Source organism: Aphanothece sacrum FPU1, assembly GCF_003864295.1.
Lineage (GTDB): Bacteria > Cyanobacteriota > Cyanobacteriia > Cyanobacteriales > Microcystaceae > Aphanothece_B > Aphanothece_B sacrum.
On sequence record NZ_BDQK01000016.1, the window covers coordinates 126,972 to 152,397 of the forward strand.

Below are 25,426 nucleotides of genomic sequence, written 5' to 3' on the forward strand. Positions count from 1 at the left end.
AAATTTACAATCAATATAGTATGTAAAGATTACGTTTTCAGGTAAAGGCTCCTAAACATATTTTAATCGGGTAAAGGAGTTCCTAAAATACCTTCTTGTCGTGACACTCTTTCAATTTTAAAGTCTTCAATATTATCTTCAAACCGACTAAAAATTACCCGAATTTCATCATACTTAATAGCAATTGAAACTCCTTGAGGTTCAGAACATTTTACCCGCATTAAACTAAGAAAACCCCCCGATGTTTCCTCAAAATAAAAGGTTTTTGTACAAGTAGGACTAATAAACCCTTCAATTGCCAATTGATTAAGGGCCGCAATACCTAACGGACTATTTAAAATATATTTCCAGGTTTGAGATTCTTCAGCATCCGCCATTTTTCGCCATTGACGAACGTTTGCTTGTTGTAGTTCTTCTAACACATAAGCGGGGGTTTCTGTTAATGCTTTCAAGGGAAAAACGGCTAAAGTTCCTAATCCTATACTAAGAGATAAAATAAGTTTACAGGAATAGAATTTCATGCCTAAATTACCGATTGTTTTGATATTTTTCCAGTAAATCAATAAGATTAACCTGACATTGCATGGGCAATAATTCGAGTAAAGAAACTTCTAATCTTCCTGCACCTAATTTAACGGGAATTTGACGCAAAATAGAGATAACTGATGCTTCACTTAACTCATCATTTTCTATGAGAGGATAGACTTTTTCGGCTACAATTGTATGTAGATGAGCCTCGGCTAAATACAGATGCCATTTGGCTACATCGATGTAAATAGATTCTCCAATTTCAGCCGCTAGGGATTCAATTTCTTGAGTAGTATTAGAATTAGCCATGGGATTTTTTTGAGTAATCAGCAATTGCTACAATATAAATAAGATGACCCAATAAAATCGCCCCCCAAATTCCCGTAAATCCTATAATCCAACTCCAGTCTGTTTCTTTAATATTGTGGACAAACCAGACACCAGAATTACAGGCGAGAAATAGGGCAACATGAATAGCAAAATTCATGCGATCATCGAGACGACGATAATCAGGATCAGCGCGATCAGGTTTGCGGGGCCAACGAGGAGGCATAAATACTTAATAACTTGGTAACTAGGAAAAACAACTTAGAATCGATCCCTATTATACCATAGAGTAGAAGATATATTAGATTATATCAATTTTTAATCATCATTGTTTAGGGATTGTTTCTCTTTTAAGCCGCAGCAACTTCTCCATGACCAAATTTGTCTAAACCTTTCAGTCTTTGATTAACTTGATCTAAAATTTCATTCGCTAAGTCCAATTTTTGAGCTATTTCTAGTTTATTATCTGTGACTGTTTGAGAACTTTCTAAAATCTCAATTGCTCCCTTAATTTCTTGTAAAGAAAGAGCTAATTGCTCTTGATAATCCACTAAATTAGGTGAATTTGTATAAATTTCAGAGGTGCTTATATCTTTCATGATGTTCTATTTATTAATCTATTTGTAAATAATTGAACCGTATTATAACATGAATATCATCAACTTACAGAAAACTTTAGATAAATTTAATAATATTCTCTAAATCAATTAGGAATAGACTTGATCAACTATTTTGTCTAAGTATCTTGGCTCTAAAACAGTAAAATTACAGCTAAATTTGAGACAATAGTTTACAATAGAAGAAGAAAAAAGAAATTTAAGATTTATATCGTTGCTTTCATAATTGATTCCTATGACTCCGGCAATTGTTATTGACTCCCTTAAAAAAAATTATGGCTCACTCGAAGCCGTGAAAGAGATTTCCTTTAGTGTACAACCAGGGGAGATTTTTGGCTTACTTGGCCCCAATGGGGCCGGAAAAACCACCACCATTCGTTGTTTATGTACCCTAGCCAAGCCTGATGGGGGTAAAATCGAAGTGGGGGGAGTTTCTGTGATAGATTACCCCAAAGCAACCCGCAAACGCTTAGGATACGTGGCCCAAGAAGTAGCCCTAGATAAAATTTTAACAGGGCGCGAATTGTTACAATTGCAAGCAGCCCTCTATCATTTGCCCAAAACAATCGCTAAAGAACGAATTAACCAGTTAATCTCCCTCTTAGATTTAGGAGAGTATGGCGATCGCAAAACTGGAACTTATTCAGGAGGCATTCGTAAACGTCTCGATTTAGCGGCCGGATTACTGCATCAACCGGAAGTATTAGTCTTAGATGAACCCACCGTAGGATTAGACATAGAAAGTCGTTTTATTGTTTGGGACTTTTTGCGAAAATTGCGAGAAGCAGGGACTACGGTACTGATTACTAGCCATTATCTCGAAGAAATCGACGCGCTGGCTGATCGTTTAGCCATTATTGATGGTGGACGAGTCATTGCTAGTGGAACCCCATCACAATTAAAAGATCGTTTAGGTGGCGATCGCGTTACCTTGCGAATTAGGGAATTTTCCCCCTTATCCGAAGCTGAACAGGCAAAAACTATTGTACAAGCTTTACCCTTTGTAGAACAAATTATTATTAACACAGCCCAAGGAAATTCTCTTAACCTAGTAGTTAGTGTGGGCAGCAATCCATTAAGTAAAATTGAGAAATCCTTAGAAGAAGTTGGCTTACCTATTTTTAGCCTAGCCCAATCTCGTCCCAGTCTCGATGATGTTTATTTAGCTGCAACAGGGCGAACCCTGATGGATGCTGAGTTAGCGGCGGCCAGTGGCCGAGATCTCAAAGCCGAGAAAAAACAACAAATGAAATAATCCTATAATTCTATGAGTCAAACTATTACCCCTCCCCCGATTCCCTCGACCCTATCCCCCAAAAAAGGTCAATTTACACCGATTAATGAGGAAGGAAATGTAATCGGAGAATTTGTACAAGAAACCTTAGCCATGACCAAACGGTTATTTATTCAATTACAACGTCGTCCTTCTACCTTGATAGCTGGGATAATTCAACCGTTTATGTGGTTAATTTTGTTTGGGGCCTTGTTTTATAATGCCCCTCAAGGATTATTCGGGAATGATATGAATTACGCCCAATTTCTCGCCCCTGGAATTATCGTTTTTACCGCTTTTTCCGGGGCCTTAAATGCGGGATTACCTGTGATGTTTGATCGGGAATTTGGGTTTTTGAACCGTTTATTAGTGGCCCCCTTATCCTCTCGTTATTCGATTGTGGCCGCTTCTACCCTTTATATTATTGCCCTCAGTTTCATTCAAACCGCCGTTATTGTGGCGGCCAGTGCCTTTTTAGGGGCAGGATTACCCAATTTAGTCGGATTAAGCGCGATCGCCCTGATTGTCTTTTTAATTGTCTTAGGGGTGACAGGATTAAGTTTAGGATTAGCCTTTGCCTTACCGGGTCATATTGAGTTAATTGCGGTCATTTTTGTGACAAATTTACCGTTATTGTTTGCTAGTACCGCTTTAGCCCCCTTATCATTTATGGCAAAATGGTTACAAATGGTGGCTAGTCTCAATCCCTTAACTTATGCGATCGAACCGATTCGTTATATTTATCTTGAGGGAAGTTGGTCTTTAAGTAGTATTGTCTTAGAGACACCTTGGGGCCCCATCAGCGTCGCAGGAGTTTTGGCAATTTTATTAGCCTTTGATGGGTTAATATTATTAACAATTCAACCATTATTGCGTCGTCGTTTTGCTTAGAACAGAAATTAACAATTAATGTTTAAAGCGTCGTCTTTCATTGTTTAATTGTGTATTGGAGTGAACTACTATTATGCTCATTAAATCAACCCCTAAGAAACTCGTTTTCATTTTTACATTATTGGGAATTTTAGGGGGATTAACACCTCTTACCTTAGCCCAATTGACTAATTCTGTGGATAAAAATGTCTCCACGAGTAATCAAAATTCTGACAAAGACGAATTGCAAAACTTTTTTAATCCCCTAGATATTATGCACCGGGCTAATCTAGAAAGAAGTCGTGATGGACAGGAATTTGCTGACGATACCCGTAACAGCATTAATAAAGCAGCCGAGGAGTTTAAGCGTCTGCAGCAACAAAGATTACAACAAGCTGGCTCAAATTCATCGAATCAACCTATTCCTAAGAATTAGCAACAGCTAACAATTAAAAATTATAGGTACGGCAGACAATAGGGGCAATTCATGAATTGCCCCTGCTCTCCTGACATCTTAGTATAAAATGTATAATCATCTACAATACTTAAGATGGTGGGTTAGGACGCGCCTTAAAAGTTATAAGTTTTTCATCAAAATTATCGCCGCGTCTAACCCACCCTACGAATTATAAGCTTTACTTATCACCACAGGTACAGGAGAGCCGAATTAGAGAGTTTTTTGAGGAATTAATCATGGCTACCACTTCTGATGAGGTTTGGCAATTATTAGGGGAATTAATAGAAGCCCAAAAAGAAACCAGACGAATTTTACTCCAACAAGCTCAAGAAGCTGAAAAAAGCCGTCAGCAGGCTGAAAAAGATCGTCAGCAGGTTGAAAAAGATCGTCAGCAGGCTGAAAAAGATCGTCAGCAGGTTGAAAAAGATCGTCAGCAGGTTGAAAAAGATCGTCAAGAGACTAAACACAGTTTTCAAGAAACGGAACGAATTCTCGAAGAACAAAGCCGAAAAACTGACCTAAAAATTCAGCAAGTAAGTGAACAAATAGGTAAATTAGGTAATCGTTTAGGGGAATTTGTGGAATGGCAAGTACGTCCTGCGGCTGTACGTTTATTCCAAGAAAGAGGAATTGATGTTCATGAATTACATACAGAAGTGTCAGTAAAAAGACCTCAAGGTGGTCTAGAAATTGATTTATTAGTGGTCAATGAAACAGAAGTAATATTAATTGAAGTTAAAAGTAAATTAACTCAAAGAGATGTAGATGAACATTTAGAACGTTTAGCTAAATTTAAAGAATTTATGCCCCGTTATGGTGATGCAAAGGCTTTGGGGGCAGTAGCGGCGATGGTAGTAACAGATGAGGTAGCAAATTATGCTTATCGTCGAGGTTTATTTGTGTTAGCGCAATCAGGAGAAAGTGTAATTATTTTGAATGACGCTCAATTTCAACCACAAGTTTGGTAGGCTATTATTATTATTATTTATTTGAAATGTGTTAACATCGGGCTTAAAATAGAATTAGAGAATTTTGAGAGGAATTAATCATGGCTACTACTTCTGATGAGGTTTGGCAATTATTAGGGGAATTAATCGAAGCCCAAAAAGAAACCAGACGGATTTTACTCCAACAAGCTCAAGAGGCTGAAAAAAGTCGTCAGCAGACTGACCGACAAATTCAACAAGTTAATGAACAATTAGGTAAATTAGGTAATCGTTTAGGGGAATTTGTGGAATGGCAAGTGCGTCCTGCGGCTGTACGTTTATTCCAAGAAAGAGGAATTGATGTTCATGAATTACATACAGAAGTGTCAGTAAAAAGACCTCAAGGTGGTCTAGAAATTGATTTATTAGTAGTGAATGAAAGAGAAGTAATATTAATTGAAGTTAAAAGTAAATTAACTCAAAGAGATGTAGATGAACATTTAGAACGTTTAGCTAAATTTAAAGAATTTATGCCCCGTTATAGTGATGCAAAGGCTTTGGGTGCAGTTGCAGCTATGATAGTAACAGATGAGGTAGCAAATTATGCTTATCGTCGAGGTTTATTTGTGTTAGCACAATCAGGAGAAAGTGTAATTATTTTGAATGATGCTCAATTTAAGCCGCAAATTTGGTAGACTGAGTAGTCACATATAAATAAACGGCTATATATATATTAATAACTGTTACGAAGCTTGAAAACCTTTGCTGTTGCCTAACCGTATAGATAGTAGGATGGGTTCCCAACCCATCCTATTTATTGCTATCTAAAATGCAAAAAGAGGACTCCCGCTACACCGCCTAAGCGGTTAGCGGTGAGATGAATTTTTGCCAACAAATAAACCGACCGTAGGGAGTCCTTATTTCTTAGGGGAATTTTGGTTTTCAACATAATTTTTAAGTTGTTCAACAGTTACGCCACCACAACTTGCCACAAAATAAGAGCCTGTCCAAAAATAAGGTTTTCCATAAAAGTATTTCTTAGACAAGTCAGGGTTTTCTTTTCGTATCAACCTACTACTAACAGTTTTTAAATTACCGATTAAAGTAGATAAAGGTTTATCGGGTTTGTAGTCAATGAGCAAATGAACATGGTCGGACTCGCCATTAAATTCTAGTAATTCACAATCCCATTTATTTAAAGTGTCTTTAAAGATTTCTTGAAGTCTAGACAGTATAGGTTCACTGATAGCCTGTTTTCTGTATTTAACGACAAAAACAATATGAGCGTTAAGTCTGTAGACCGATCTAAATCCATGATTGTAAGCGTTTGACATATTAAAGCGTTAAGTGTTACACTGGCTAATGTAACACAACAGGTCGAAAGCCGTGTTAAATGTCTTAAAAGTCAGAATTTATCCAAATCAGCCACAAGAAATTGCCTTAAATCGAAATTTAGGCTGTGCAAGATTTGTGTATAATTTTTACTTAAATAAGACTAACAATCAGTATCAAGAAACTGGGATTGGGATGACTTATTGCCAAATGGCAAAAGACCTAACTCAGCTAAAAAAGCTCCCTGATTTTGAATGGTTGCAAGAATCAACGGCTGCCACCTTACAACAGGCACTCAAAAACTTAGAAGCTGCTTTTAAAAATTTCTTTTCTAAAAGGGCTAAATTTCCTAAGTTTAAGAGTAAATATAAACAACAATCAATCCGTTACCCTGAAGGTTGTTCTCTTAATAACAACGGTTTAAAGCTCCCAAAACTGGGGATTGTTAAAGCTAAACTTTCAAAAGAGATTTTAGGAAAGATTAAGTCAGTGACAGTTTCAAAAACAAGTACAGGTAAATATTTTGCCTCTATTTTATTTGAATCTGACGATTTAATCATCAATAAAACCTCTAAAGTCTCAGGAATTGATTTAGGCTTATCTAGCCTAGTGACAGTCTTTGATGGTGAAACAACTTATAAGGTTGACCCAATTAAACCAACTAGAAAATATGCCAAACGATTAAAAAGGAGACAACAGAAATTATCTCGTAGAACCAAGGGTTCTAACAACCGTAGAAAAGCGATTAAAGAAGTCGCTCTTGTTCACGAAAAAATTACTAATACTAGACAAGATTTTCTCCACAAACTCTCAAGAAAGCTCGTTGACGAAAACCAAGTCATTGTAGCAGAAAACCTTTGTATAAAAGGATTAGCGCGTACCAAATTAGCTAAATCAATACTTGATGCTGGATTTGGTATGTTACTAAACTTCTTAAGCTACAAGCTAGAAAGAGAGGGGGGGAAACTTGTTCAAGTTGACAGATTTTATCCAAGTACAAAAACCTGTTCTTGCTGCGGATTCAAAAATAATTTGATAAATTTAAGCATCAGAGATTGGGTTTGTCCTAATTGTCAAACTCACCATGACCGAGACGAAAACGCAGCTAAAAATATCAGAGCAGAAGGATTAAGAATACTGTCAATAAATACCGCCGGACAGACGGAATTTTAAGCCTGTGGAGAGTGAATAAGACTCGCTGGTACTTGTATTAGAAAGCATCGCTCGTTGAATCAGGAATCTCCCGCTACACCGCCCAAGCGGTTAGCGGCGAGAGTGTCAAATATTAAGAACTGCTACGAAGTTGGAAAACCTTGGCTGTTGGCTGTTGCCTAACCGTATAGATAGTGGGATGCGTTGGGAACGCATCCTACTACATCTGGTGTTCACGGGTAAGTGCGCCTCAACTAAAAAGGAATAGTATCAAAATCTTCCCCAGTGGTATCAGATGCTTTAGTATTAGGGACAGGAGCAGTTAACTCATAACTTTCTGTCTGATAGGAAGTAGAAGGGGTAGGAGTAGATTTAAAGCTATCCATTGACACCACATTACTACTAGGAGTATGACTGGTTAAGGTATTAGCATCACCATCCAAAGAATAAACATGAGACGCGACTAACTCGGCCCGTTTTTCCTTAAACCCTTCGGGACGATCAAAGGTCGTCATTGATAAACGACCCTCAATAATTAAGCGATCGCCTTCATGACAAGTTTCTTTAATTTGTGTAGCTAAATTACGCCATCCTACTACTTTCAGAGTAGAGGGGGGATCTTCAGGTTTTCCTCCCTGAAACTCTACCAACATTTGAGCAATTTCCACTTGTTCTTGAGTATAGCGCAATTCAGGATTACTAATCACTTTGACCATTAAAACACAACTATTCATAACGGTTGTTAACTCCCATTTATTGATTACCAATTGATAATTATCTATTATCTATTATTGAAGCTTAGATACTCACCATATCGTCTTGTTCTTGTTCAATAAACTCCTGTACCCTTTGACGATATTCCTTAAGAGTATGGTCAACCCATTCTCGATCATCACTGTTAGCGAAAATATGAACTAAAGGTTCGCCCCCATCAGGTAAAATGAGTACCCAATTGTCATTTTGAGGATTAATAATTTTGACCCCATCAATTAATTCTAACTGTTCAGGGTTATGGGTTTCGACCAAATGACGCATTAAGGCCCCTTTTACCTTCCAGGGACAACGAATATCATAAGATTTATGGCAAACACGGGGCAGTTCATCCCGAATTTGTACTAGCGATCGCTCTTGAACCGTGAGCATTTCTAACAATTTAGCTACACTAAACATCGCGTCAAACCCTGGATGAATTTGCGGAAAAATAAACCCGGTTTCCCCACTTCCGGCTAAAACCACATTAGGATAAAGATGAGAGGCTTCCATCAAAGCCGTAGGATTAGCTTTAGTGCGGATCACATTGCCATCATGACGACGGGCAATTTCTTCTACCGCACTCGACGCATGAACCGGAACCGCTACCGTACTTCTAGGATATGCTCTTAAGATAGTATTAACCATCAGTGCGGTTAACATTTCCCCCCGCACAGAAATTCCTGACTCATCAACTAAAATTAATTGTTCTCCGTTGGCCGAAACTTGTACCCCTAAATTCGCTTTGACGGCCTCCACCACTTGGCCAAGTTGATGTAATAAAGATTCTCGTTCCTCATTAGACACCGGAGTTTGACGTAAACTAGCATTGAGAACTACGGCATCGCAACCGAATTTGCTCAGCAGTTGGGGTAAAATCGCGCCAGACACCCCATAAACATAGTCAATGACAATTTTTGACCCCATATTGCGAATAGCTTCGACATTGAGTTGAGTTTCAAAGGTTTGACGATAAGTTTCAATAACTTGGGCCGGATAGGACATATCCCCAATATCAGAAATACTCACCCGTCGCAAATCTTCTTTAAAATAAGCCCCCTCAATTTTCTTTTCTTTAGATTTAGAAATATTGATGCCTTTTTCGTCAAAAAATTCAATCAGGATATGATCCGGACGATCAGGATGTACCCGCAAGTGAACCCCTCCTGTTACCCCTAATTTGGGGGTCATAGTCCGAGAAATAGGAATGGCCGTGGCTTCTAAATTTTGAATATTGATCCCCACTGACATTAATCCGGCAATTAAGGAACGACTCACCATGCGTGATACACTGCGTTGATCCCGTGAGACAACCACTTGCGACCCAGGTTTTAAGGTCGAACCATAGGCGGCCCCTAATTTAACGGCAAAGTCGGGAGTAATGTCAATATTGGCTAATCCCGTTACCCCTCGTTGGCCAAATAGGTTACGATGGGCTGTATTACCCCAAATCAGGTTAATATTCAAAATAGCTCCTGATTCTATGCGTTTGCTAGGCCAGACCCGCACATTATGACTGATTTGGGCTTCTTCTCCAATAGTACACAACGGCCCAACGACAACCCCCTCTAAGATTTGAGATCGACGATCAACTCGCGTTCCTCTAGCAATAGTACAAGCGGCGAGATAGGTTTCCTCCCCAACCGTGACCCCGTTCCAAAGAATAGGACGTTTTAATTCGCTTCCGGCCCCAATAGTGACATTATCCCCAATGACTGTTCCCTGTTCTATAATCACTCCTGGGCCAATGCGACAATTATCACCAATAATAACGGGGGGTTCTATTTTAGCGGTGGGGTCAATATAGGTATTTTGTCCGAGCCAAAATCCGGGGGATTTCTCCTCATAAGCAAAGTCTAGCTTCACTTTGTTTTGTAAACCGTCATATTGCGCCTCTCGATAAGCGTCTAAATGGCCAACATCACACCAGTATCCCTCTGCAATAAAACCGTATAGAGGTTCCCCTTGTTCAAGGAGTAAGGGAAAGAGATCTTTAGAAAAGTCTGATTCTTCGTTTTTGGGCAAATATTGTAGGACTTCGGGTTCTAAAATATAGGTTCCTGTGTTGACTGTATCGGAGAAAATTTCACTGGTGGAGGGTTTCTCTAAAAAACGGCTGATTCTTTGTTGTTTATCGGTAATAACCACTCCAAATTCTACAGGGTTGGGAACACGGGTTAAGACTATGGTTGCTTTTGACCCTTTTTGTCGATGAAAGGCGATCGCTGCTTGTAGATCAAAATCGGTGATACTATCCCCACTAATTACCAGAAAGGTATCATCGAGGAGTTCTTCAATATTTTTAACACATCCGGCGGTTCCTAATGGTTGTTCATCTTCTACCGCATAGGTCATTTCTACTCCAAAATCACTCCCATCTTGGAAGTAGTCTCGCATTACATCAGGTAAATAATACAGAGTGGCAATAATTTCGGTGATCTGGTGACGTTTGAGAAGGTTGATGATATGTTCTGCAATGGGCCGATTTAAAATAGGAACCATTGGTTTAGGTAAATCACAGGTTAAAGGACGTAACCGAGTTCCAGAACCTCCAGCCATCAATACTGCGCGCATAAATTCTTCTTTCCTGTTCTTTTTTCGGGAATCAACTCACTTTTTAAGATCTAGCCTTTTTCCTGATTCGTCCTATCGTCTCATTATTTGACAGACTTAAGTTACTGTTATTTTTGATTGTTTTAACAAGAATCATTTACATAGGTTTTCTGCTCATTATAACTTTCAAATTTATTTTTGTCTCAAATTAAAGGATTTATTTAACCTCAGTTTTGTGTTTAATCAACTTTTCTATTTTTCTAATCGAATCACATACCATTGTAAATAATTACCTGGCCCCATATCCAAATCACAAAAATTTTCCTGTAAATAAACTGCTTGTTCTTCAATACTAGAAATTTTTTGTAACTCTCTGGGTAAATCATCTTGACGAGTTGATAAAATATCTTTGAGTTTATCTAATAACTCTTGATGGGTTAAAATTTGTTCATCTTGATCAGTTTCGAGGACAACAAAACCATCCTCTTGATACATAATTGAATTGGGCATAGTTTTAATTGTAATTAAATGTTATTTGATAAACTAACTAAAATTATGATGTCATTGCCCACCACCGGATTACGAGCAATTAGATTACCTTGATTATCGAGTAATTCTAATTTACGAAAATCTAACCGTTTAGATCGTTTTAAAATAGTATTACCGAGAGAAGTTTGTCGATTAGGACTTAATTTATACCATTGATCACCCATTGTTACAATTAAACGACTAGCCGAAAAATTAGCCTCAATTGAACCAATTAATCCTTGTGGATATTGACTGGTTAAATTCGTTACTTCCTGTTGAATAGCCGCAATTAAACTTTGTTCTGGGGTTAATTGGGGTTTAGGGGGAGGCAGAATATCAACAGGTTGGGGAGACTCAGGGGCCTCTAATTGAGGTGGAGTCACAGAAACATCAGGTTTTGTCCTTTCTGATAATAAGTTAACCCCTTCCCCTAAAGGACCAGAGAGAAACAACACAGAAGTTAACAAAACCGTTACCAAAAGCCCTGTTAAGATACCAGTAATCCCCCAATCAGAAAGCCTTTCACTAATTCGAGTGGGTAGAATACCGCGAATTCTTCCTAGAATGCCATCCCACCAACTTTCTAGACGGTTAAAACTCGGCAAAGCGCGATCAAGACCTTCTAATTCTAGTGATGGTTGTTTTTGTGGTTCTTCAACCCATTCTTGAGCCTTAGCTACTTCTGGCGAGGGTTGAGGGACTTCTGAAACCATTGTCGGGGTCAAAAAAGTAGCGATCGCTTCCGTACTTTTGATTAAATTATCTACAGTAGCGCGATTCGGTAAACTTTCTAAAGATTCCTGATTGAGCTTTGTGACAATGGCCTCAAGTTGTTGGCGAGTGTTTTCCAGCAACGCCACTAATTCCCCTTGAGATAAACCATTTTCTAGGGTTTCTGAAGAGATAAAAGACTCTGATGTTGAGGGTTGGTGTTCTTCTGACATAGGAACTGAGCCGATAAATTTTAAGATCGCCATAGCTCCAATTTATCATTTGTGTTGAGTTTTATGGGGAGAAATAAACTAATTTCGTTAATTTGCTCTGAGTTAAAGGAAAGTGCTAATATAATTAGTGAAATGAGAATCAAGATCGGTGATCAAGTTTGTTGTCAGTATTCCCCAGGTTTTTTCTGAATTTAATATTGACCGGCTCGCTCTCCAGGGTCTTGCATCTCTGCACACCTAAATTATTAAGGAGATCGTTCCGATGTCAATCTATGTTGGCAATCTTTCCTACGACGTTACACAAGAAGATGTAAGTCAGGTATTTATCGAGTATGGAACCGTTGTGAGAGTTCATTTACCAACGGATCGAGAAACAGGAAAAATGCGAGGCTTTGCTTTTGTTGAAATGGGAGACGACGCTCAGGAAACAGCCGCGATCGAAGCACTTGATGGTGCTGAGTGGATGGGAAGAAATCTTAAAGTCAATAAAGCTAGACCTCGTGAAGAGAATAATAATCGCTCCTTTGGTGGAGGTGGAGGCGGTCGTCGCAACAACTACTAACGATAAAATGCGGTAAAAAAATACCGATTTCAATCAAGTGACGCTTCTGGAAGTTACAATAAGTTTAACTTGTAGAGACTTTTCCAGGAGTCTTTTATTATTTTAATGAGGAAATTTTAGTGGCTAAACGTCGTAATCTAAAAAAAGAGAAAGCTGAGCGAAATCAAGCTTATGCTCGTCAATTTCGTCAAAAATCTTCTCGTTTCTCTTCACGGGGAGGTAAACGCTATTCTAACAATGGTAATGGTAATGCTGCTGAGAAACAAGAAGGTGAAGACTAATATACCCTCACAAAGTTATTTAGTGATCTCATAAAAAGTTTACTACTATTAACTTAAAATTCCCCCCAACTCAATCTTAATGATGGTTGGGGTTTTTATTAATTCTAATTAAGCTTTTTTGAACTTTTGAAGAATACGAGACAATAGAATATCAACTTCTGGTAACTTTAAGGGTATAGCCAATAAGAGAAATAAGCCAAAGGCAACCCCAACTGCGACACTTAATTGTAATAATTGAAATAATAAATTATCACTTCCTAAAAATTGTTCCCATAACCCACAGACTCCCCAACTGCCTAAACCAGCTATAACACTAATTCCTGTTAATGCTAATAGAGATATTCCCCACTCTTTAAGCGGTAAACCATTAAGACGCTTATGAAGAATTCCTAAAAATATAATCATTGAGATAACATTAACTCCAACCGTAGCAAATACTAATCCAGGAGTACCCAAAGGTTTGTATAATAAAAAATCAAGCAAACCATTGAAAAAAATATTTAAAATACTTACTTTAAAAGGAGTTTCTCCATCCCCTAACGCATAAAATACCCTTACTAAAATATCTCGACCTAAATAAAAGAACATTCCCACACCATAAGCCATCAAAACCGGAATAACTATATCAGAATCTGCTGATTTAAACGCCCCCCGTTGATAAATTAGGCGAATAATAGGGGAAGCCAAAGCAATAAAAATAGCAGTAAAAGGTAACATCGTCAAAGCAGTTAATAAAAGTCCCTGACGAATTCTTAATTTTAATTCCGTCCAATTTTCAGGGGCCGCTAAACGAGAGAAAACAGGCATAAATGGCACTAAAATCATATTAGAAATAATCCCCAAAGGCGTTAAGACAATAAAATTGCCATAACGCATAGCGGCCGCCGCATTAGGAATAAAAGAAGCAAAAAATAAATCAGTATAAACATTAATATGTAACATCCCTGATGATAGAGTAGCTGGGGCCATCACATTCATCACATCTTTCACCCCAGGAATACGCCAGTCAAAGCGTAAACGCAATTTACCTAGCCCTGACTGAATTTGTGCCATAATTTGACTTAACCACTGTAAAACCCCTCCTGCTAGGGTTCCTGCGGCTAATATTACTCCCCCTAATTGAATATATTGAGGGGTGTTAATTTTGTCACCCACTTGCCAGGCCAAGACCCCAACTCCAATAATAACTGTTAAACTAGAGAATAAAGGGCTGATACTAGGCAACCAATATTGATCCGCCGCATTGAGTGTACCAAATCCAATACCAATGAGTCCGGCAAATAAAGCTAACGGGGCCATTATTTGTAATTGTTGCACAGCGATCGCTTTAGCTATTGGTTCTAAACCAGGGGCCAACAAATCAATACAAGTTCCGGCAAAGAAAATTAAAATTACTGTTACGAATAGTAGTAGAATACTAACTAAGGTAGTAACAGTTTCGACGATAGGGGCCGCTTCTGACTTATTACGTTTAGCAATGACACTAACTAAAGCACTATGAAAAGGGCCATTAATTCCACCGAGAAGAATTAACAAAAAACCAGGGACAACATAAGCATAGGCGTAAGCATTAACCACAGGGCCAACCCCAAAAGCAGCAGCGATAACTTGTTCTCGGAATAACCCGAATAGTTTACTAATGAGGGTAGCAAGAGCGACTATTCCAGCAATACCTACCAGGGAACGAGACTTTTTATTCTTATCAGACACGGGATTTTAAGGAAAATGTTCAATGATCAATTATCTACTCTACATAATACTTTATGCGGTTTAAAACCCCTGATGCTAGTCAAGGGTCTATTTATGGAAAATTTGAGTTTAAAACCCCGTATCTTTAGGACGGCTTTGGTATAATGAATTGTGTGCAAGGATAATCAACCCCAGTTTATTTGTGGGGATTCACTTTAGGAATGAGTTATTATGGCTTTAGCTGTTGGAAGTGTTGCCCCTGCCTTTACTACCATTGATGATGAAGGTAATACTGTTTCCTTGTCTGACTTTAAAGGCAAAGTTGTAGTTTTGTATTTCTATCCCAAGGATGACACACCTGGTTGTACGAAAGAAGCTCAAAGCTTTCGGGATAATTATGAACAGTATCAAGATAAAGATATTGTGGTTTTAGGGGTCAGTATGGATGATCAAGCTTCTCATAAAAAGTTTAAGGAGAAATATGGTTTACCTTTTCAATTATTAGTAGATAAAGATGGCAGTTTAACTAAGGCCTATGATGTTGATGGTGGTGGTTATTCTAAGCGAGTTACCTATATTATTGATGGAGAAGGTAAAATTAGTTCTGCTGATCAACAGGTTAATACGGGAACTCATGCTCAAGATATTTTAGAATCTATGGGTTAATTAACTGTATTAGGATGCGTCGGGGACGCATCCTCACTAAACTACATTATTAAACTACATTATTAAACTACGTTTTGATGCGTTGGGAACGCATCCTACTAAAATGACTATCTTAATTATAAACTGTTATAGTTTTAAGTATATAAATAATTACATGAGGAGCATTGTTACCATGAAGAAACTACTTGTCTTGTTACCTATTTTATTAGGTATTGTGGCTATCCCTACTAAAATCTTAGCTCATGCAGTAGAAACTAACTATTTATTGTCTAATCAATTAGAGTTTCAAACAAAATATAGCACAGGAGAACCGTTAAAAGGAGCAAAAGTTATGGTTTACGCGCCTAATAATCCTGATAAACCTTGGATGGAGGGAAAAACAGACGAAGAAGGACGATTTTCTTTTTTACCCGATAAATCTATAAAAGGAGATTGGCAAGTTGAAATTTTACAAGAAGGTCATGAAGATTATTTAACAGTTCCAGTTGATGAAAAAGGCATTGAAGTTGATAAGATTAGTCAAAAAGATCAACAAGATCTTCACTATAGTTCCAGTGCTTTAAGTCCTATTGAAAGTCTCATAATTACTGCTGGAATTGGAGCAAGTTGGTTTGTATTTTTACGGAAAAAAGTTTAAATAAAAATGTAGGGGCGGGTTGATTTAACTTATTTTTGAGCATCATAAATACAGAAAAAAACCCGCCCCTACAAAAATCCGCCCCTACAAAAATCCTGCCTCTACAAAAAATCCACGATAGAAGCTCGTACTACAATAAATAAGCCATAGTGTATTAATCTACTAATATATTTAACAAAAGTAATACAATTATTAGAGGTTTTAGCTAAAAGAGAGGCATTCATGACATCAGGCGAAAAAATCGGCATTATTACGGCCACCATAGAGGAAAAGGGAAGCAGAGGAAGTGAAGATACGGGTGGGAGACTAATAAGAGAAGCTATCATTCCTGAAGTTATGGGGGTGAGGCGAACTGAGGTGGAGTTAGATAAGCTAAAAGCGGAAATTAAGGCATTTATCGGGGCTATGAGAGAAATGCTCGATGAAGCTGATCCCCCTAATAGTCAAATGAGATTAGAAGAAGTAGAATTATCTGTCGAGATTAATGGTGAGGGAAAGGTTAGTTTATTGGGAATAGGAGGGAAAGCAGGAGGAAAAGGCGCAATGACCTTCAAATTTAAGCGAAAAGATGGCTAAGAATTGGGCGATCGCTATTGGTGTCAATCATTATGATAATCTCAAAAACCTTCATTTTGCTAAACGGGATGCGGAGGCTATAGATATATGGTGTAAACATCCCCTAGAAGGTAATTTTGACAGAGTTTTTCTATTTACAGAAGATTCCCCTGCAATACCAGTTAATCCCCCCATTTCTACTAAACCAACTTACGGCAGTCTCAGAAGATTTCTCCGAGCGCAATTTGATACACCCTTATTAGGTGCGGGGGATAATTTATGGTTCTTTTTTGCTGGACATGGTAAACGTGATCAAGATCGGGATTATTTGATGTTATCTGATAGTGATCCTGGTGATGTGGCCGGAAGTGCGCTATCTGTAAGTTGGATAACTGAGCGTTTACGACGGTGTGGGGCGGATAATGTGGTATTATTCCTGGATGCTTGCCGTTCGGATGGCAGTCGAGATGGTAGAGGTATAGGTTTAGAACAACCTCAAGGGGTGATCACTTTTTATGGGTGTGACCCGAAAATGGTGTCTTATGAGATTGACGAACTACAACAAGGTGCTTTTACCTATGCCCTGTTAGAAGCTCTCAGAATCAAAGGAACTGACAACTGTGCGACCGTAGAACGTCTTTATGATAGATTACGTTATCGTGTGCCAGAAATTGTCACACGCTATCAAAAACCCCTTATTCAGCGTCCCTATGCGATCGCGGAACCGGTCACAAAATATCATTTAATCCTGTTACCTCAACAAGCAACCCTAAAAGATGCAGAAACCCTCAAATTAGACGCTGTGAGGGAAGAAAGAAGGAAAAATTATGCTCTAGCTAGGCAGTTGTGGATTAGGGTGTTAGCTATTTCACCCGCAGATAGAGACGCGATCGATGCTATTGAAGATTTAGCAAGGTCAGGAAATAGACAAAACAGGGACATTAGGCCTTCTAATGAACCATCAAGCAATAGAGGAACAAGACAAGTAAGGAATGTAAGACCACCTATATCATTACCGACCTTACCCACTATCAGGGTGACTCGCAGACAGATACTAACAACACTGGGTTTAACAGGGGCAGGAATCACCGTATTTGGGGTAGGAAAGGGGATACAACAACATTTAGCTAACTTACCTCCATCTGAACCTTTACCCAGTGCTAAAACGGGAAAATTCGAGTTTCCAGTAGTGACAGTTAACAACAAAGGGGAAGAAATTAAGCGTGAAACGAAACAAGCAGAATATAGAGCAGAATATTTAAACAAAAATGTGCTTTTAGAGATGGTGTCCATCCCTGGTGGAACTTTTATGATGGGAACGGAGGATGCTGAAATTGAGAGATTGGTGAAAAAGTTTAACTGGGACGGTTTCAGAAGGGAAAAACCCCAACATGAGGTAACAGTTCCAGCTTTTTGGATGGGTAAATATCCCATTACCCAAAAACAATGGAAGGCGATCGCCGCTTTAAGCAAAATAGATATTGATCTTCAACCAGACCCATCATTTTTCAAAGGGGATGACCGTCCTGTAACAAATGTTAGCTGGAATGAGTCTGTAGAGTTCTGTAAGCGACTATCCAAGCTAACGGGCAAAGATTATCGCCTACCCTCAGAAGCAGAGTGGGAATACGCTTGTAGGGCAGGAACAACCACTCCTTTTCATTTTGGGGAAACTATCACAGGGGATTTAGCTAATTATGAGGCCTAGACAAACCTTTGCTAATGAACCCCCAGGAAAATATCGAGGAGAAACGACCCCTGTAGGTCAATTTCCCCCCAATGGGTTTGGTTTATACGATATGCACGGGAATGTGTGGGAATGGTGCTTAGATCCTTGGCATGATAACTATAATGGCGCACCGAATGACGGTAGTGTGTGGGATGAGCAGAGTCTGGCGACAAATAATGATGAATATATTGTAAAGAATTATAAAAAACTATTGACAGATGAGCAATTTCGTGTACTGCGGGGCGGTTCCTGGGGCAACAATCCTTATAACTGCCGTTCTGCTATCCGCGTCATCGACTATACGCGCGACAACCACGACGATTATAACGGTTTTCGTCTGGTATGCCTGTTCGGTAGACCTCTTTAACCCTCTGCTCTTTTCCCCTATTGCCCTTTATCCTTCCGTCAAATTTTTTTTGGCAATTGTTACATTTCTTAACATAAAGATCCCCCTAAATCCCCCTTAAGAAGGGGGACTTTGAGGAAAACCTGTCATTGCGAGGGGGTTTTATGACTGAAATTCTTGTTAAAAAGAGATGACCCCCCGAAGCAATCTCGGTTCTACCGGACAAGTTATGCTAAATTATCACAAACAATGGACTTTAACTCTAAAGAGTTAAGCTATACAAACAAAGGTTGCCTACGCAACCTAGAATTTAGTCCGCCTTCGCGGACTTCGTTTCTATAGCATAAGGCTTTAGCCTTTTATTCATTATTAATTTAGCATAGTAAGTCCGGTAGAACCAAATCTCTAATCTTCGGCCAATAATGCCCTCTCGTAATGACATAAAAAATTGTTACTTTTTAATGATTCATTATCTTTCAGTGGGAAAATTAAAACGAGTTTTAGGGGGAAGTTGTTGTTTAAACCATCCTCTACGCCAGAAAAAGAAAATAGAAGTTAAGGAAATTCCTAACATTACTCCTAAACAGATAAAATAGCCCCAATACCAATTAAGTTCTGGCATATTAAAAGGAGAAGCTTCTGGATTAAAATTCATGCCATAAATTCCAGCAACAAAGGTTAAGGGAATAAAAATAGTAGAAACAATGGTCAATAATTTCATTACCTCATTAGTTTTATTACTAATTGAAGATAAATAGAGATTTAATAATCCTTCGAGAAGTTCATCTCCAGCATCGAGAGTTTCGATTATTTGCAAACTATGATCATAACAATCTTTTAATCCTGTACGGGCTTTTTTGCTAAAAAAATTGGTATTTTCTTGAAGTAAAAATTCTAAAGCATTGCGTTGTGGCCAGATAGCACGATGTAAAATTAGTAACTCTTTTTTGGCTATATAAATCTTTTCTAAAGTTTTAAGACTGGCATTAAATAAAACTTCTTCTTCTAACCCAGCAATTCGCTCTCGAAAGCTTTCTAAAATTGGATAGTATCCATCAATAATAGCATCCCAAAGAGCATAAGTTAAATAATCTGTTCCCAGAGTTCTAATTTTTCCTTTGTTGTTAAGAATGCGTTCACGAACCAATTCAAAACAATCTTTTAGAGGTTCCTCTTGAAATGAAATAACATAGGTTTTACCTAAAACTAAACTAACTTGTTCTAACCAAAATCCTTCTCCATAAGGTTTAGGAATTGCCATTTGAGCAATAATTAATAATTGTTCGGAAAATTCTTCAACTTTAGCCCGTTGTGGCACATTAACAACATCTTCAATTAAATAGCTATCTAATTGAAATATTTCTGCTATTTGTTGTAATATTTCCTCACTGCCTAATCCGGCAATATCAAACCAAGAAACAGAGTCAGTATGAAGATAAGAAGCACAATTTTGAGGAGTTAAATTTTTAGATTTAATAGCTTTTTCAATGGTATAATCTATTAAGTTAATTTCTGTTGTTTGTGCATCTTGAGCAATGCGGAGAGTTCCTGGCATTGTACCTGGATGGTCATGACGATAATTGAGATAATCGTTATGATCAGTATGTTGCCTTTTTCGAGATCGTGGGTTCATTTTGTTAAAAGAACTTTGAATATTCATAATATTAACTGTTAATATCACAGGCAAGATGCCTGTGCCACAAGAGACAGGATGGCTGTGTCATATTCTAGAAAAAAAGGGGCTTTAAGCCCCTATGATTAAGAAATCAATGGTCAATTTATGCTTAGTTTAGACCACACTAAACACAATAACAAATGCTAAAACTGCACCAAACACAATTAGGGCATAAAATTGAGCGCGACCACTTTCTAAATATTTCAGACCTTCACCACTGACGATAGTAGCTAAACCTGTTAAATTTACCGCTCCATCAATAACACGATAATCCACTTCCATAATTTGGCGGGCTAGACGACGACATCCTATCACAAAAACGCGATGATAAAGAGCATCCAAGTACCATTTATTGAGGGAAAATTGATAAAGAGAGGGGTATTTTTCGGCGATCGCGGCGGGGTCAATTTTATGTTGCAAATACATCAAAGAAGCAACAGTGATACCAATTAAGGCGATACCCACAGAATTTCCGGCCATGATACCAAATTCTGTCCAGTCAAAATGAGCAACTTCTTCAATGACTTCTCCTGGGGCATAAATAAACTTTTCAAAAGTATTATCCCAAGGTTTACCCAATAAGCCGATAACCGTTGAAGGAATGGCTAAAATAAGCAAAGGTAAAGTCATTGTCAGGGGAGACTCATGGGGAGAGTGACTATGGCCATGACCGTGATCATGATCGTGATCATCATGTTCATCGGTTTTATGGTCTAATTCTTTGATATTCATGGCCCCAGGTCCGAAAAGGGGCTTCATGGGGGAAGAACCCACCGCCGCTAATAATTTCTGACGAATGCCCATATCATTGCCCCGGAAGTCTCCTTCAAAGGTCATGAAATACATACGGAACATATAAAAAGCGGTCAGGCCGGCAGTTAACCAACCCATTAACCATAAGACAGGGTTGGCGTTAAAAGCTAGTCCAAGAATTTCGTCTTTTGACCAGAAACCCGCAAAGGGAGGAATACCACAGATAGCGAGGGTTCCAATGAGAAACGCCAAGGAAGTTAGGGGCATATATTTACGCAAACCGCCCATCAAACGCATATCTTGGGCTAAAGCTGGTTCATGACCGACAACTCCTTCCATACCATGAATGACCGACCCTGAACAGAGGAACAACATGGCTTTAAAGTAAGCATGGGTCATCAGGTGAAACAGTCCAGCCGTATAAGCACCAATACCCATGGCCATGACCATGTAACCTAATTGGGAGATGGTAGAATAGGCTAAACCTTTCTTAATATCATTCTGAGTTAAAGCAATACTAGCCCCTAAAAGGGCGGTAAAGGCCCCTGTCCAGGCAATGGTAGTCATGACTGCGGGGATATGCTCAAATACGGGATACATCCGCGCTACCAAGAAAACCCCAGCCGCTACCATTGTGGCTGCGTGAATGAGGGCAGAAATGGGCGTAGGCCCTTCCATTGCGTCCGGCAACCAGACATGAAGGGGAAATTGAGCAGATTTAGCTACGGGGCCTAAAAAGACTAAAACTGCGAATAATGCAGCTAAAGCGGGGGCAATAGTTCCCAGAGAAACTAGGTCTTCTAACCGTTCCCCCATAACATCAAATTCAAAGCTACCCGTAGCCCAGTATAAACCAAGCATTCCTAAGAGTAAGCCGAAGTCTCCGACGCGGTTGGTTACAAAGGCTTTTTGACAAGCATCGGCGGCTGGTTTACGGTCAAACCAGAACCCGACTAGGAGATAGGAACACATCCCCACCAGTTCCCAAAAGATATAAACTTGGACCAGGTTAGGACTAAAGACTAAACCCAGCATGGAGGAGCTAAAAATGCTCAAATACGCATAAAATCGTACATATCCTGGGTCATGGGCCATGTAACCATCGGTATAGACCATCACCAACAGGGCGACAGTGGTAACAATGACCGACATTAAGGTACTCAGGTGATCGACCGTATAACCCATCTGGAGATGAAATGTACCGGCCGAGGCCCATTCAATCATGTAGGAATATTCCGCATGACCGTTGATTTGACTCCACAATAGGGCAAAAGACAACACCATAGACGCGCCAAGCAAGGAAATGATAAATACAGCATTCCATTGTCTAAGACGGTTTGTAGCTTGATTAAAAGAGATTAGACCTATGCCAACTAACATCGCCCCTACTAGGGGAAGGACAGGTATTAGCCAGGCGTATTGATAAAGCGGTTCCATACCGTAATGCCTACGTTATTCTTTACTACTTTGTTGATACCGCTAACCATTGTTACACAGCTAATTCCTTAAGAAAGTGTTTATACCCACTGTTAAAGATTTTATTAGAATTCGGTCGGTATTCCCCACCTTTCACGCCTTGATGGGGTTTGGGATGTTGATCGCGGATAATCCATTAAAATAAAGAAAACCAAACAATACAATCAATAATCTATGGCAACCACCGCAGACGACGTATGGCAACTCCTTGCTGAATTGGCCACTAGGCAATCGGAATTAACGGCTGCTCAAAAAGAAACTGACCTACAACTGAAGGAAACTGATTTACAACTCAAGGAAGTTAGTCAACAACAGAAGGAAAATGCTCAACAACAAAAGGAAAATGCTCAACAACAGAAGAAGACTGATCGCCAACTCAAAGAATTAGGCAAACAAATTGGAGGACTTGGTGCAAAATTTGGTAGCTTTACCGAAGGTCTTGCCCTCCCCTCAATGGAAAAGATTCTAAGACAACGCTTTGGCATGGAAATTATCAGTCCTAGTGTACGCGCCCGTAAAGAAGGGCAACATATGGAAATTGATGTCCTCGCCTATGCCAATGGTAATATTAATACTGCCTATATTGTTGAGGTTAAAAGTCATGCCAGAGAAGATTCTATTACTCAATTAAAAAGTATTCTGCAACGTTTTCGTACTTTTTTCCCTGAACACAAAGATAAACAACTCTATGGCATTTTAGCTGCTGTAGATATGTCTCCCGAATTACGGGAAAAAACCCTACAAGAAGGGCTTTATGTTGCTCGTATTAATGATCAAGTATTTGAACTCGATATTCCTGAAAACTTTCAACCCCTAAGCTATTAATTTTTCTCGATTTATTATTAAAGGGCAATCACATTTTCATATAAAATAGAGAAAACCATCATAAGGCAATAAATAATCTATATTTATTCTACGACACTAAAATATCAATGATTTGCCATTAATTTTGTAGCAAATTGGAGACAGGCATAAATATATTCTCTTGAGAGGGAGGGTGGGAAGGGGGACAAGAAGGGGAAGATAAAAACCTGACTATTGCAAGATTGCTCCCCACACCTCCCACACCTCCCACACCCCCCATCTCCAGAATGTTTTGCAGCTTAACCGAGCAATATTGGGGGGTATTGGTGCGTTACATTTCATTAACGCACCCTACACTCGTCGGCGATCGCCATTAATCTCTATAGGTATCTCTGCGATGACGACAACTAAGAATAAGAACAGTTAATGTTTTGTCGTCAATTTCATACCGTACACGATCTAACTTATTTAACATCCTTATCAATTAAAATCCGACTTAATTTTAATTTTAATTACCCATTTAAAGATGCTAAATTTTGTAACTGTTCTCCGATATTTTCCCGTTGATTAATAAGATAAATACTAACTAAAGTTAAACTGACTCCTCCCCATTGAAGTCCCGTTAACACTTCTCCTAACAATAAATTACCAAAACTTAAAGCAAAAACAGGAGTCAAAAAAGTTAAAGAACTTAAACTGGTTAAATTTCCTTTAGCCGCTAAATAGAAAAAGATTCCATAAGCGATCGCACTGCCAAATATAGTAGCATAACTAATAGCTAACCAACCTTGTAAATCAATATTTATCCACTGTTGAGATTCCCAAAGAATAGAAGCTAAAAATAAAGGAATACCCCCAATAATCATGTGCCAACCTGTAGCAACAACCGCATCACAATGACGACTTACATAACGAATAGAAACCGTTCCAGCAGCCATAGAAAGCGATGCGAATAACATCCATAACTCCCCACTATTTAAGAGGTTCTGATCTGTAAAATTAAAAGTAATAGATTGAGTTTCCCATAAACTTTGAAACCATTCTTGAGGCAGTCCAATTAAACTAATTCCTATGATACCAATACCTAACCCAATACCTCCCCAAAGTCCAATAATTTCTCCAAATAACCAACTAGACATCAAAGCAACAGCTAAAGGTTGAGAATCAATAATAACTGACCCTAAACCTGCCCCAGTTTTAGTTAAACCAGCAGCAAGAAACCCTTGAAACATGGCCCCATCTAATAAAGCAAATAACCCAATCCATAACCAAGCTTTAATAGTTTTAGGTTGAGAACGTCCTGACATTGCTGCTACAATTAACACTAGAATTCCCGCAGGAACTAAACGCATTCCAGCCATGAATAAAGGAGTTGTATGAGGAATAACCCCTTTCATGGCTACCATTGCCGTTCCCCAGAGAAAAAAAGGTGCAATGAGAAGCAAAGATGACTGTAACGTAGATGTTTTATTAAGATTCAAGTTCATAAAAACAGGTTAACCAGATTTCTTTACTCTATCTTAACCAATTGTGTAGTTTGGCAATGCCCACCCCACAGTTTTTGTGTAATTAATTTTGTATGCTTACTTATTATCAATTAATGTAGGTTGGGTTGAGGAACGAAACCCAACCATTAAGTAGTCGGACATAAATAAACGACTCTGTATTAAGAAAGATTAACAAACCTAAAACCCTTACCTGTTGCTTGTTTCCGTCTATGTTAAGAACAGTTAACCAAGCTAAAACCCGAACCTGTTCCGGCGTTCCGTGACAGTTAACTTTTATCGGGAAACCGAATGGAAGGAAAAAAGCAAGATAATGCCAACAGGGTGTGCTAGGATAGAAAAGCTGAATTATTGATTCTCGCTAGATAGAATATTTGAACCCTAAAAAATATCTAAATAATAGGGGTGACATAATTTGTCAACGAGAAGTCCCAGTATAACTAAATGTTATTGTCTGCTGTCAGCCAACCAGTAGACATTTAAAGGGTGCT

General features: G+C 38.7%; 25 protein-coding genes and 2 pseudogenes. 14 read left to right on the forward strand and 13 right to left on the reverse strand.

Going from position 1 to position 25,426, the window contains the following annotated elements:
- Positions 1 to 62: 62 nt before the first annotated feature.
- From AsFPU1_RS18665 to AsFPU1_RS18680, 4 genes are all read right to left on the reverse strand, one after another.
- Positions 63 to 521 carry a hypothetical protein gene (locus AsFPU1_RS18665; protein ID WP_124978602.1) on the reverse strand — a complete coding sequence of 153 codons (459 nt, stop codon included), beginning with the start codon at positions 519 to 521 and terminating at the stop codon, positions 63 to 65.
- Between the two features lie 7 nt (positions 522 to 528).
- Entirely contained in the window at positions 529 to 837 is a 309-nt protein-coding gene (locus tag AsFPU1_RS18670; RefSeq protein ID WP_124978600.1) for a DUF3181 family protein, read from the reverse strand.
- The gene (locus tag AsFPU1_RS18675; RefSeq protein WP_124978598.1) at positions 830 to 1,081 is read right to left on the reverse strand and encodes a 2TM domain-containing protein; all 252 of its coding nucleotides are present in this window, start codon (positions 1,079 to 1,081) and stop codon (positions 830 to 832) included. Before AsFPU1_RS18675 ends, AsFPU1_RS18670 begins: the two co-directional genes overlap by 8 nt.
- A gap of 124 nt (positions 1,082 to 1,205) precedes the next feature.
- Positions 1,206 to 1,454, reverse strand: coding sequence for a hypothetical protein (locus AsFPU1_RS18680; RefSeq protein ID WP_124978596.1), 249 nt, complete (start codon positions 1,452 to 1,454; stop codon positions 1,206 to 1,208).
- A 253-nt stretch (positions 1,455 to 1,707) separates the two neighbouring features.
- Here AsFPU1_RS18680 and AsFPU1_RS18685 point away from each other — a divergent pair, with 253 nt between their 5' ends.
- From AsFPU1_RS18685 to AsFPU1_RS18705, 5 genes are all read left to right on the forward strand, one after another.
- On the forward strand, positions 1,708 to 2,727 hold the full coding sequence (locus AsFPU1_RS18685) for an ABC transporter ATP-binding protein (protein WP_124978594.1): 1,020 nt from the start codon (positions 1,708 to 1,710) through the stop codon (positions 2,725 to 2,727).
- A 12-nt stretch (positions 2,728 to 2,739) separates the two neighbouring features.
- Positions 2,740 to 3,636 (forward strand): ABC transporter permease, encoded by an 897-nt coding sequence (locus AsFPU1_RS18690; RefSeq protein ID WP_124978592.1) that lies wholly within the window; start codon positions 2,740 to 2,742, stop codon positions 3,634 to 3,636.
- 73 nt (positions 3,637 to 3,709) lie between these two features.
- Complete coding sequence (locus AsFPU1_RS18695) at positions 3,710 to 4,051, forward strand: hypothetical protein (RefSeq protein WP_124978590.1); 342 nt, start codon at positions 3,710 to 3,712, stop codon at positions 4,049 to 4,051.
- Between the two features lie 257 nt (positions 4,052 to 4,308).
- The gene (locus tag AsFPU1_RS18700) at positions 4,309 to 5,040 is read left to right on the forward strand and encodes a hypothetical protein (protein WP_124978588.1); all 732 of its coding nucleotides are present in this window, start codon (positions 4,309 to 4,311) and stop codon (positions 5,038 to 5,040) included.
- An 80-nt stretch (positions 5,041 to 5,120) separates the two neighbouring features.
- A complete protein-coding gene (locus tag AsFPU1_RS18705; protein WP_124978586.1) occupies positions 5,121 to 5,693 on the forward strand; it encodes a hypothetical protein in 573 nt (190 codons plus the stop codon).
- A 222-nt stretch (positions 5,694 to 5,915) separates the two neighbouring features.
- On the opposite strand, the gene tnpA is transcribed toward AsFPU1_RS18705, so the two are convergent.
- A complete protein-coding gene (tnpA, locus tag AsFPU1_RS18710; protein WP_124973012.1) occupies positions 5,916 to 6,332 on the reverse strand; it encodes an IS200/IS605 family transposase in 417 nt (138 codons plus the stop codon).
- 52 nt (positions 6,333 to 6,384) lie between these two features.
- Between tnpA and AsFPU1_RS18715 the strand changes: the two genes are divergently transcribed.
- Positions 6,385 to 7,503 (forward strand): RNA-guided endonuclease InsQ/TnpB family protein, encoded by a 1,119-nt coding sequence (locus AsFPU1_RS18715; protein ID WP_227873431.1) that lies wholly within the window; start codon positions 6,385 to 6,387, stop codon positions 7,501 to 7,503.
- A 233-nt stretch (positions 7,504 to 7,736) separates the two neighbouring features.
- Here AsFPU1_RS18715 and AsFPU1_RS18720 read toward each other — a convergent pair whose 3' ends face one another.
- The 4 genes from AsFPU1_RS18720 to AsFPU1_RS18735 all read right to left on the reverse strand — a co-directional run bounded on the left by AsFPU1_RS18720 (position 7,737) and on the right by AsFPU1_RS18735 (position 12,290).
- A complete protein-coding gene (locus tag AsFPU1_RS18720) occupies positions 7,737 to 8,216 on the reverse strand; it encodes a single-stranded DNA-binding protein (protein WP_124978584.1) in 480 nt (159 codons plus the stop codon).
- 64 nt (positions 8,217 to 8,280) lie between these two features.
- The gene (locus tag AsFPU1_RS18725; protein ID WP_124978582.1) at positions 8,281 to 10,806 is read right to left on the reverse strand and encodes a mannose-1-phosphate guanyltransferase; all 2,526 of its coding nucleotides are present in this window, start codon (positions 10,804 to 10,806) and stop codon (positions 8,281 to 8,283) included.
- 231 nt (positions 10,807 to 11,037) lie between these two features.
- A complete protein-coding gene (locus AsFPU1_RS18730; protein WP_124978580.1) occupies positions 11,038 to 11,295 on the reverse strand; it encodes a CRR7 family NDH-1 assembly protein in 258 nt (85 codons plus the stop codon).
- A gap of 14 nt (positions 11,296 to 11,309) precedes the next feature.
- Positions 11,310 to 12,290 carry a hypothetical protein gene (locus AsFPU1_RS18735; RefSeq protein WP_124978578.1) on the reverse strand — a complete coding sequence of 327 codons (981 nt, stop codon included), beginning with the start codon at positions 12,288 to 12,290 and terminating at the stop codon, positions 11,310 to 11,312.
- 229 nt (positions 12,291 to 12,519) lie between these two features.
- On the opposite strand from AsFPU1_RS18735, the gene rbp reads away from it, so the two are divergent.
- Together rbp and AsFPU1_RS22780 are read left to right on the forward strand one after the other, a co-directional pair.
- Positions 12,520 to 12,819: an RNA-binding regulator gene (gene rbp, locus AsFPU1_RS18740; protein WP_124978576.1), complete on the forward strand. Its 300-nt coding sequence runs from the start codon at positions 12,520 to 12,522 to the stop codon at positions 12,817 to 12,819.
- A gap of 119 nt (positions 12,820 to 12,938) precedes the next feature.
- A complete protein-coding gene (locus AsFPU1_RS22780) occupies positions 12,939 to 13,100 on the forward strand; it encodes an Asl3888 family RNA-binding protein (RefSeq protein ID WP_172957596.1) in 162 nt (53 codons plus the stop codon).
- A 108-nt stretch (positions 13,101 to 13,208) separates the two neighbouring features.
- Here AsFPU1_RS22780 and murJ read toward each other — a convergent pair whose 3' ends face one another.
- Positions 13,209 to 14,810 carry a murein biosynthesis integral membrane protein MurJ gene (gene murJ / locus AsFPU1_RS18745; protein ID WP_124978574.1) on the reverse strand — a complete coding sequence of 534 codons (1,602 nt, stop codon included), beginning with the start codon at positions 14,808 to 14,810 and terminating at the stop codon, positions 13,209 to 13,211.
- Positions 14,811 to 15,020: 210 nt separating this feature from the next.
- On the opposite strand from murJ, the gene AsFPU1_RS18750 reads away from it, so the two are divergent.
- From AsFPU1_RS18750 to AsFPU1_RS23465, 5 genes and pseudogenes are all read left to right on the forward strand, one after another.
- A complete protein-coding gene (locus AsFPU1_RS18750) occupies positions 15,021 to 15,455 on the forward strand; it encodes a peroxiredoxin (protein ID WP_124978572.1) in 435 nt (144 codons plus the stop codon).
- Positions 15,456 to 15,627: 172 nt separating this feature from the next.
- Positions 15,628 to 16,092: a transthyretin-like family protein gene (locus AsFPU1_RS18755; protein WP_124978570.1), complete on the forward strand. Its 465-nt coding sequence runs from the start codon at positions 15,628 to 15,630 to the stop codon at positions 16,090 to 16,092.
- Between the two features lie 222 nt (positions 16,093 to 16,314).
- A complete protein-coding gene (locus tag AsFPU1_RS18760) occupies positions 16,315 to 16,668 on the forward strand; it encodes a Pepco domain-containing protein (RefSeq protein WP_124978568.1) in 354 nt (117 codons plus the stop codon).
- Positions 16,661 to 17,290, forward strand: a pseudogene (locus AsFPU1_RS23460) (caspase family protein); the annotation flags it as partial. The gene AsFPU1_RS18760 and the pseudogene AsFPU1_RS23460, both read left to right, overlap by 8 nt.
- A gap of 489 nt (positions 17,291 to 17,779) precedes the next feature.
- A pseudogene (locus AsFPU1_RS23465) lies at positions 17,780 to 18,743 on the forward strand (formylglycine-generating enzyme family protein); the annotation flags it as partial.
- A 448-nt stretch (positions 18,744 to 19,191) separates the two neighbouring features.
- Here the strand turns inward: AsFPU1_RS23465 and corA are convergent.
- Together corA and AsFPU1_RS18775 are read right to left on the reverse strand one after the other, a co-directional pair.
- Positions 19,192 to 20,355 carry a magnesium/cobalt transporter CorA gene (corA, locus tag AsFPU1_RS18770; protein ID WP_227873681.1) on the reverse strand — a complete coding sequence of 388 codons (1,164 nt, stop codon included), beginning with the start codon at positions 20,353 to 20,355 and terminating at the stop codon, positions 19,192 to 19,194.
- Positions 20,356 to 20,511: 156 nt separating this feature from the next.
- Positions 20,512 to 22,587, reverse strand: a complete 2,076-nt coding sequence (locus tag AsFPU1_RS18775) for an NAD(P)H-quinone oxidoreductase subunit 5 (protein ID WP_124978561.1) — start codon at positions 22,585 to 22,587, stop codon at positions 20,512 to 20,514.
- Positions 22,588 to 22,800: 213 nt separating this feature from the next.
- On the opposite strand from AsFPU1_RS18775, the gene AsFPU1_RS18780 reads away from it, so the two are divergent.
- Positions 22,801 to 23,451 (forward strand): DUF3782 domain-containing protein, encoded by a 651-nt coding sequence (locus AsFPU1_RS18780; protein ID WP_124978559.1) that lies wholly within the window; start codon positions 22,801 to 22,803, stop codon positions 23,449 to 23,451.
- 491 nt (positions 23,452 to 23,942) lie between these two features.
- On the opposite strand, the gene AsFPU1_RS18785 is transcribed toward AsFPU1_RS18780, so the two are convergent.
- Entirely contained in the window at positions 23,943 to 24,917 is a 975-nt protein-coding gene (locus tag AsFPU1_RS18785) for a DMT family transporter (RefSeq protein WP_124978557.1), read from the reverse strand.
- Positions 24,918 to 25,426: the final 509 nt, after the last annotated feature.